Origin of the sequence: Immundisolibacter sp. (assembly GCF_028696615.1) — a bacterium.
GTDB lineage: Bacteria > Pseudomonadota > Gammaproteobacteria > Immundisolibacterales > Immundisolibacteraceae > Immundisolibacter.
This window is the reverse complement of record NZ_JAQVGQ010000130.1, coordinates 1-7710: the sequence shown is the minus strand read 5'-3', so window position 1 is coordinate 7710 and position 7710 is coordinate 1. Positions and strand designations below refer to the sequence as shown.

Sequence of the window (7710 nt, the reverse complement as noted above, 5' to 3'; positions counted from 1 at the left end):
TGCATTCGCTGCGCACCAACGCGCTGCGCACGGCGCTCACGCTGCTGGGCATCGTCATCGGCGTGGCGTCGGTGATCGCCATGCTGGCGGTGGGCGAAGGCGGCAAGCAGCAGGTGCTGTCCCAGATCACCGCCATGGGCACCAACCTCATCATGGTGCGCCCGGGCGCGCCCGGCATCCGCGGCGGCGGCGACGTGGTGACACTGGTGCCGGAAGACGCCGCCGCCATCGCGCAGCTTCCGAACGTGGAATCGGTGCTGCCGGAACGCAGCGCCCGCCTGACCGTGCGCGCCCGCAACATCGACTACCAGACCACCGTGCAGGGTACCGAGGCCAGCCTGCCCGAGGTGCGCGACTGGCCGGTGGTGGCCGGCAGTTTCTTCACCACCCGCGACCAGCGCGGCTACGCGCCGGTGGCGGTGCTGGGGCAGACGGTGGCGCGCACGCTGTTTCCGGGCGGCGAAAACCCGGTCGGGCAGTACATCCTGGTGCGCAACGTGCCGTTCGAGGTGATCGGCGTGCTGGCCGAGAAGGGCGCCTCCAACTGGGGCGGCGACCAAGACGACGTGGTGCTGGTGCCGATCAGCACCGGCTTCGTGCGCCTGTTCGGGCGCGCCTACCTGAACGCGCTCACCGTGAAAGTGACCGACGTCACCGCCATGGAGGCGACGCAGGAGGCCATCACCCGCCTGCTGCGCGAACGCCACCGCACCGAGGACTTCAGCGTGCGCAACCTGGCGTCGATCCTGGACGCCGCCAATGCCGCCTACGACACGCTTACCCTCATGCTGGGCACCGTGGCCGCCATCTCGCTGCTGGTCGGCGGCATCGGCGTCATGAACATCATGCTGGTCAGCGTCACCGAACGCACGCGCGAAATCGGCATCCGCATGGCCACCGGGGCGCGCATGCGCGACATCCTGCTGCAGTTCAACACCGAGGCGGCGGTGGTGTGCACGGTGGGCGGCGTGATCGGGCTGGCGCTCGGTTTCGGCGTGGGCCTGGCGCTGCGCACCGCCGGCCTGACGGTGATCTTTGCCACCACACCGGCGCTGCTGGCGTTTTTGTCGGCGGTCGGCACCGGGCTGGTGTTCGGCTATCTGCCGGCGCGCAAGGCAGCGCGTCTGGACCCGGTGGTGGCGCTGGCCGCCGAGTGAGGCGACCGGCGGTTGGCTGCGAAAACGCCGGAAACTTCCATCCTTGGAATTTTCCGGTTCACCGCCCGGCGGCGCAAACCCCGATCGCTTCGTGCATCAAAGGCTTGTGCCCTGGAAGGCCGTTGAAAAAAGGCTTCCTTCCCTTTTTCAACTCGGCTCGTCGCGGCACACGTCCGCAACGAGCCTCCCCCAAATCAAGCGCTTGACACGCTTGATTTGGGGGCAAGCCATCCCTGGCTTGCCTTCACAGGCCGTTGCAAAAGGTTTTTCAACGGCCTGCTAGATGCATGCCGGGACATTGCGCCCCGGACCGGCAGCACCGATGAATCGGCGCTGCCTCAGATGGGCGTCACCATCAGCGTCTGGATGCGGTTGGTGTCGAACACGCACAGCTTCTCTTTGAAGCGCAGCTGCCCGTCCACGCGCACGATCTGGTCCAGGTACTTGCCGGCATTGTAGATGCGCGTGTCGCCATCCAGCAGGGTCTGGAACACCACGTAGTTGGTCTGCGCGCGGATCACGCCGTTCTCCTCACCCAGCACGCGCACGTTGCTGACCAGGTGGCGGTAGAAGTGCGGCGCGTAGATGTTGGCCTTGCGCAGCGCCACGATGCGGTCACGCAGCATGCCCTTGCTGTCGCAGAACATCACCGCCACCGGCAGGCCGAGGTCGGCGTTCTCGCGCGGGATGACCTTGTACACGCACTCGTCGGTGAAGAAATCCGGCCAGCTTTCGAGCTGGTCGTCGTCGATGCACTGCACGTAGGCGTAAATCAATTCCTCGACTTCGTAGCGCAGGGGCAGTTGGCTCATCGGGACGGGTCTCCGGTCAGGCGGCGAGTTTCAGTTCGGCGATGCCGATACCGGTGATCCATGGCGGCATCGGTTCGTACACCAGCAGCTCGCCGCGGATGCCGGCCGGCATGGCCGCCATGGCGACGATCCAGTTGCGGATTTCGAACGCACCGTTGCCGCCGTTCTCCAGCACGTAGTCGTCGCTCAGGTTCACCAGGCCGTCGACGTCACCGCGCTCGACCATGCCCAACACCAGGCGGTCGAAGTCTTCGTTGACGCGGCCCATCTCGGCGGTGCCGACCCAGTGGCTGATGCCACCGGTGCCGAACATCACCACCCGGTCGTTGCCCGGGAAGGACGCCACGGCAGCGCCGATCATCTGCCCGAGTTCCTTGGCGCGTTTGGTCCGCAGCAGCGGCGTGACGCCGGCGGCGGTATAGACCGGGATGCTGCGCAGACCGGCCGGCGTGGCGGCCATGTGGATGGGAATCATGGTGCCGTGGTCGACCACCAGCGACTTGGCCACCGCCCAGTCGAAGCCATGATCGAAGCCGTAGTTCATGATGTGTTCGGCCAGCGGCACGTTGTTCGGCACCTGCTGGCGCGGCATGCGCAGCCAGTTCTCTTCCGGTCCCTCGACGTCGCCGATGCCGATCAGGTACTGCGGCAGGCAGTGCGGACCGAACATGGTGTAGTGATCGTCACCGACCACGATGGCGGTGTCGGCCTTCAGTTCTTTGACACGCTCCACCACCCGCGCGAAGGCGGCGTTGACACGCTCGACCTGCGCCGGGTCGGCGATTTCGGGATTACCGGTGATCAGCGGGTCGTGCGGCATGACGAAACCGCCAACGATGTGTGCCATGTTCGGGTCTCCGTGGGGTGGTTCAGGATTGCCCGGGCTGGCCGGGGAACGGCGGCATGACGCCGCCGTTCATGTGCTCGAGATACGAAAACGGCATCCCTTCCGGGCCCTTCAGCATGGGCCACACCATGAGGGTCAGCAGCGTGCTGACGCCGCGTGCGGCCAGCGCTTTCAGGTCTACACGCTTGATCATTTCCCGCTCGTCGGGCTCCAGCCGGTAAGGCTTGAGATAACCGTCCGGATCGGCCCGAAACGCGGCGATGCGCGCCGGATCGGTCCCGAACTCCCAGAACACCTTCTCGACTGCATACAGGCTCACGTCGCGCTCCGCGGGTTACAGGAAGAAGTACAGGTTCTTGTCCAGCACCACGCGCTGGTCGAGCACGATCTTGCGCCGCAGCAGCCGCAGCCGGCCGTCGGCGCCGCGCCGCAGCACGTCCTCGCGACCATAGAAATGATTGCTTTCCTCGCGCTGGCGGCGGTTACGGTACACGTGCACGTTGCAGAAGGTGGCGATCAGCTCGGGCTGGGCGGTGTGGTAGGCCTCGATGTTGCTGACCAGGTAGCGCAGGCGCGACGGCGGGTCTTCCATCCACACCAGGCCGGTTTCCAGGCGTGCGATGCGCTTGTCGAGGTCTTTGTAATCGTCGTTGTAAATGGCCGGCTCGTCCGGGCTGGGCGGCGGACGCTGGTCCTTGGCGAAACGATCTTCCACCACCGGCAGCCAGTAGTGAATGTCCGCATCGACCAGCGACTCCAGCCACTGCCGCGGCTGGCGCTTGTTCAGCAGCCGTGCCTCGCGGAAATAGAACTGCGAGACCTCGTGATGCAGCGCGAGATCGACCGGCCGGCTCTCGTCGGCCTGCACCAGGCTGAAGGCTTGGTTGCTCGGCGCATTCATGCTGCACGCTCCTTGGCCTTGGCGGCGCCGCGCAGCAGGGGTTCTTTCCAGGTGGCGTCGTTGGCGCGCACGGCGGCCCAGTCCTTGGCCTGCATCAGCTCGGCCCAGAAGCGGTAAAAACCACGGTAGGACGTCTCGCCGATGAAGTTCTTGCCGACGATGCCCGGCAGCTCGGGGTGCTCGGCGTCGTTCAGCTGACCCATCTGGGCGTTCATCAAACCCTTGCGCGTCTGCGGGCCGCGGTTGGACCAGGTGCAGGTTTCCATGTTCTCGCCGTCGTCGCTTTCCAGCGTGCCGGCGGTGCCGAAGGTGTGGATCGCCTGCTTGACGATCTCGCGCTTGAGTTCCGGTGACATCGCCTTCTCGACCAGGGTCCAGGTCCACACCTCGATCTCGTGCGGCCCGCGCGGGTTCCACACCTTGAAGGTGTTGGTGCCGTAGAGGTACGAGCAGTTCGGGAAGATGCCGGCGTTCCAGTGGCCCATGTACAGCTTGGCGCGCCAGTCGCCGAGTTTGGCGGCGACTTCCGGCTGCTTTTGCGCAGCGTAGTTGCGGTAGGCGGGATCGTCGTGGATCAGGCCAAGGCCATCCCAGATCACACCAAAACCATGGCCGTGACGCGAGGTGACCTGCAAGCCGGCGTCGTCGAAGGGGATCTCGGCGTTGCCGGCCAAGCCCGCCAGCGGCCCGCCCAGCACCTTGATGGCAGCGGCGTGCGTCCAGCCGACGTGGTAGCCATCACCGATGAAATTCTCGGCCGGCACCTTCCAGTTGCAGCGCAGGATGGACTTCATGGGCGGGCCGACCAGCTCGGCGCCGCCGGTGCCGTCCATCCAGGTGTCCAGGTACCAGGCCATCTCGCCGAGGTAGTCCGGCAGGCTAGGCGCCTGCGGGTCGAAGCAGCCGAACACGAAGCCACGGTAGCTGTCCACCTGGGCCACTTCGCGCAGACCCCACTTGGCCTTGTCGAACGTGCCGTAGTAGGCCGACTGCTCGAGCGGCAGCGCCGCCAGCGCGCCGTCCATGCCGAACGACCAGCCGTGGTAGCTGCAGGTGAAGGCGCGGGCGTTGCCGCTGTCGGCGTGACACACCTGGTTGCCGCGATGCGTGCAGGAATTCAAGAACGCCTTGATCGAGCCGTCGCGCTGACGCACCACGATGACCTTGTCCTCGCCCATGTAGGCGGTGACGAAATCGCCCGGCTGCGGAATCTGGCTCTCGTGGGTCAGGAACAGCCAGCAGCGACCGAACACCCGCTCGATCTCCTGCTCGTAGATTTCCTGATCCCAGAATACGCGCTTGCTCTGCACGCCGCCGGCGACGTCCACCAGTTGGCTCACATCGACCACGTTCCACCTCCGTGTTGACGCAACGGACCGGTCCCGGCCCGCGTGGGGGCGTCGATTATGCCGCAAGCGGTTTTCATTCGCGCGGCCGCCGTCTCACAACTGCATGAACCGTCGATAACCGCGCCAGAAGCCACGGATGGAGTTCTCGTCCATGCCCAGCCGGTCGAGGTCGGCGTCACTGTCGCCGCCCATGGACAGCACCGATGCCGCGCCCGGCTCGATGCCTGCGAGCCCGCGCTGGACGATCTCCACCGCCTCGCCGTCTTCCATCGAGATGAACCCGGCTGGCCCCACCAGGTTGATGTTGCGCAGACGATGCGCGCGCTGCTCGGCACTCTCGCCGCGGTAACCGAAGAAAGTCCACACCACCTCGGTGTCGGCAATGCCGCGGGTGACGATCTGCCGCGTGGCGAGCGTGTTCTGAATCTGCTGCAGCACCACATTCGGGAACAGCGACTGGATGGTCAGCGAGATGCCGTCCTGGTAGTCGTCCTTGAACGCGATGACCCGCGTGTCGGCCAGGCTGTCGGCCGCCGGCATGGCGCGCATGCCTTTGTTCTGGTACTCGGCCACGTCACCGCCCTCGCCGCTGCTGCGAATCTGGAACAGGTTGTGGAAACGGTGCCGCTGGTCCATCAGCGCGGCGCTGGCCTGTGCCGGACGGTAGATGCCGAAGGTCGGGTAGAACAGGTGCAGCAGGCCGCCGTGGTAGCTGTCGCGGGTGTTTTCGGCATACAGCTTCCAGTTGCCGTGCATGTGCTGACGGGCAGTGCCGAGCACCTCGATCGGCCGTCCCAGCACGCGCCGGATGTTGGCCAGCATGACCGGACCCAGATAGTCCTCGAGCGGCTCGGCGTCGTCGCCGAAGCTCGCGAACACCATCGACTCGGCCGTGGCCACGCGCAGCTTGCGAAGGCCGTGCGCGCGCAGGTCGAAATCGGCCGGGTAGCCGCCCTTGCCACCCAGGCCCTTGCGAAACGGCACGCCGACCAGCTCGCCGCGGTTGTCGTAGGCCCACTGGTGGTAGACGCAAGTGTGCGTGCCGGACGCGCTGTTGCCGCGCAGCTCGCGGCACACCAGCGCCCCGCGGTGCGCGCAGCGGTTGACCCAGGCGTGCAGGCTGCCGTCGTGATCGCGCGTCAGCACCACCGGCGTGTCGCCGACGAAGGTGGCCTTGAAGTCGCCCGCGCTGGGCACCTCCTCGGCCAGCCCCAGGTAGTTCCAGGTCGGCCCGCGGAACAGGCGCTCCTGCTCCAGCGCATACACGGCCGGGTCGGTATACAGGGCATAGGGAATCTCGGTGACCGTGTCCTGCGGCCACGCAATGGCGGGTTGGGGAGCGTTCATGGGAGGTCCTGCCGTCGCGCTTGGGGGAGACATGCCGCCGCGCGGGCTGCAGCACGTCCTGAAACCGCCAAAGTCTATCCGGCGCCGTTCGCGGCGGACAAGCTGCGGCGACCTCGAGCCGGCGAATCGGCCAAGGAACCGGTTCAGTCCCGCATCAGGCGGCGAGCGTCAGCTCCGCCAGGCCCAGGCCGGTGATCCACTCCGGAATCGGTTCGTAGCAGATCACCTCGCCCTTGAAGCGCGGCATGGCGGCCATGGCGACGATCCAGTTGCGGATCTCGAAGGCGCCGTTGCCGCCCTGCTCGAGCACGTAGGCGTCGTCGAGCTCGGCCATGGCCTCGACGTCGCCACGCACCACCATGTCCAGGATCATCTGGTCGAAGCCCTGGTCCACGCGCCCCATGTCGGCGGTGCCGACGCGGTGACTGATGCCGCCACAGCCCATCATCACCACCCGGTCGTTGCCCGGAAACGCCGCCACCGCCTCACCGATCATGCGCCCGAGCGCCAGCGCGCGCTGCAGGCGCAGCAGCGGCCGCACAGCGGCGGCGGTGTAGATGGGGATGGTGCGCACGCCCGGATTGGGCGTCACCGCCAGGTGCACCGGAATCATGGTGCCGTGGTCGAGTACCAGTGATTTGGCCACCGACCAGTCGAAACCGCGCTCGAAGCCGTAGTTCATGATGTGCTCGGCCAGCGGCACGTTGTTGGGTACCGGGTAGCGGTCGAAACGCATCCAGTTCTCTTCCGGCCCCTCGAGGTCGCCGACGCCGATCAGGTACTGCGGCAGGCAGTGCGGCCCGAACAGGGCGAAATGATCGTCGCCGACCACGATGGCGGTGTCGGCACCGAGTTCGCCGATACGCTTGGCCACCCGCGCGAAGCCGGCCATGACGTTGGCCGCCTGGCGCTTGTTGGCCACTTCCGGGAAGGCCGTGATGGCCGGGTCGTGCGGAACGCAGAAGCCGCCGACGATGTTTGCCATGGCTGTGTTCTCCAGTGTCGCCGAGGGGCCGTCAGGCGCCGACCTTGGCCGGCCCGCCCTTGCCCAAGGCACGCCGCAGCGCCGCGCGGAGTTGCCGGAACCGGATGTAGCCCTTCAGACCCAGCGCCTTGAAGCCGGTCATGCCCATGTCCGGCAGCTTGCCGTCGTTCATGTGCACCAGGTAGTCGAAGGGCATCTCGTCGGAGCCCTTGAGCAAGGGCCACACCATCAGCGTGAGCAGGGTGCTGACGCCGTGCGCCGCCAGCGCCTTCAGGTCCACGTCGCGGATCATGGCGCGCTCCTCGGCGGTGA

The 7710-nt window shown here is 66.6% G+C and carries 9 protein-coding genes; 1 reads left to right on the top strand and 8 read right to left on the bottom strand.

Annotated elements, in window-relative coordinates; translation table 11 throughout:
* The coding region (locus PHC73_RS09315; RefSeq protein WP_300127022.1) for an ABC transporter permease at nucleotides 1-1157 on the top strand (1157 nt) is incomplete at its 5' end.
* Between the two features lie 338 nt (nucleotides 1158-1495).
* Here PHC73_RS09315 and PHC73_RS09310 read toward each other — a convergent pair.
* From PHC73_RS09310 to PHC73_RS09275, 8 genes are all read right to left on the bottom strand, one after another.
* Nucleotides 1496-1969, bottom strand: coding sequence for an aromatic-ring-hydroxylating dioxygenase subunit beta (locus PHC73_RS09310; protein ID WP_300127019.1), 474 nt, complete (start codon nucleotides 1967-1969; stop codon nucleotides 1496-1498).
* Nucleotides 1970-1985: 16 nt separating this feature from the next.
* Complete coding sequence (locus PHC73_RS09305; protein WP_300127016.1) at nucleotides 1986-2816, bottom strand: hypothetical protein; 831 nt, start codon at nucleotides 2814-2816, stop codon at nucleotides 1986-1988.
* 22 nt (nucleotides 2817-2838) lie between these two features.
* Nucleotides 2839-3135 (bottom strand): hypothetical protein, encoded by a 297-nt coding sequence (locus PHC73_RS09300; RefSeq protein ID WP_300127014.1) that lies wholly within the window; start codon nucleotides 3133-3135, stop codon nucleotides 2839-2841.
* Between the two features lie 15 nt (nucleotides 3136-3150).
* The gene (locus PHC73_RS09295; RefSeq protein ID WP_300127012.1) at nucleotides 3151-3717 is read right to left on the bottom strand and encodes a 3-phenylpropionate/cinnamic acid dioxygenase subunit beta; all 567 of its coding nucleotides are present in this window, start codon (nucleotides 3715-3717) and stop codon (nucleotides 3151-3153) included.
* A complete protein-coding gene (locus PHC73_RS09290; protein ID WP_300127010.1) occupies nucleotides 3714-5066 on the bottom strand; it encodes an aromatic ring-hydroxylating dioxygenase subunit alpha in 1353 nt (450 codons plus the stop codon). The genes PHC73_RS09295 and PHC73_RS09290 overlap by 4 nt, the downstream gene beginning before the upstream one ends.
* Before the next feature lie 93 nt (nucleotides 5067-5159).
* A complete protein-coding gene (locus PHC73_RS09285; RefSeq protein WP_300127009.1) occupies nucleotides 5160-6413 on the bottom strand; it encodes a Rieske 2Fe-2S domain-containing protein in 1254 nt (417 codons plus the stop codon).
* Between the two features lie 154 nt (nucleotides 6414-6567).
* Nucleotides 6568-7398 (bottom strand): hypothetical protein, encoded by an 831-nt coding sequence (locus PHC73_RS09280; RefSeq protein ID WP_300127007.1) that lies wholly within the window; start codon nucleotides 7396-7398, stop codon nucleotides 6568-6570.
* A gap of 31 nt (nucleotides 7399-7429) precedes the next feature.
* The coding region (locus PHC73_RS09275) for a hypothetical protein (RefSeq protein ID WP_300127005.1) at nucleotides 7430-7710 on the bottom strand (281 nt) is incomplete at its 5' end.

Excerpts from the sequence above, each read along its gene's own strand:
- PHC73_RS09295 (WP_300127012.1), bottom strand. The coding sequence starts at position 3,717 with ATGAATGCGCCGAGCAACCAAGCCTTCAGCCTGGTGCAGGCCGACGAG.
- PHC73_RS09310 (WP_300127019.1), bottom strand. The coding sequence starts at position 1,969 with ATGAGCCAACTGCCCCTGCGCTACGAAGTCGAGGAATTGATTTACGCC.
- PHC73_RS09285 (WP_300127009.1), bottom strand. The coding sequence starts at position 6,413 with ATGAACGCTCCCCAACCCGCCATTGCGTGGCCGCAGGACACGGTCACC.
- PHC73_RS09305 (WP_300127016.1), bottom strand. The coding sequence starts at position 2,816 with ATGGCACACATCGTTGGCGGTTTCGTCATGCCGCACGACCCGCTGATC.
- PHC73_RS09280 (WP_300127007.1), bottom strand. The coding sequence starts at position 7,398 with ATGGCAAACATCGTCGGCGGCTTCTGCGTTCCGCACGACCCGGCCATC.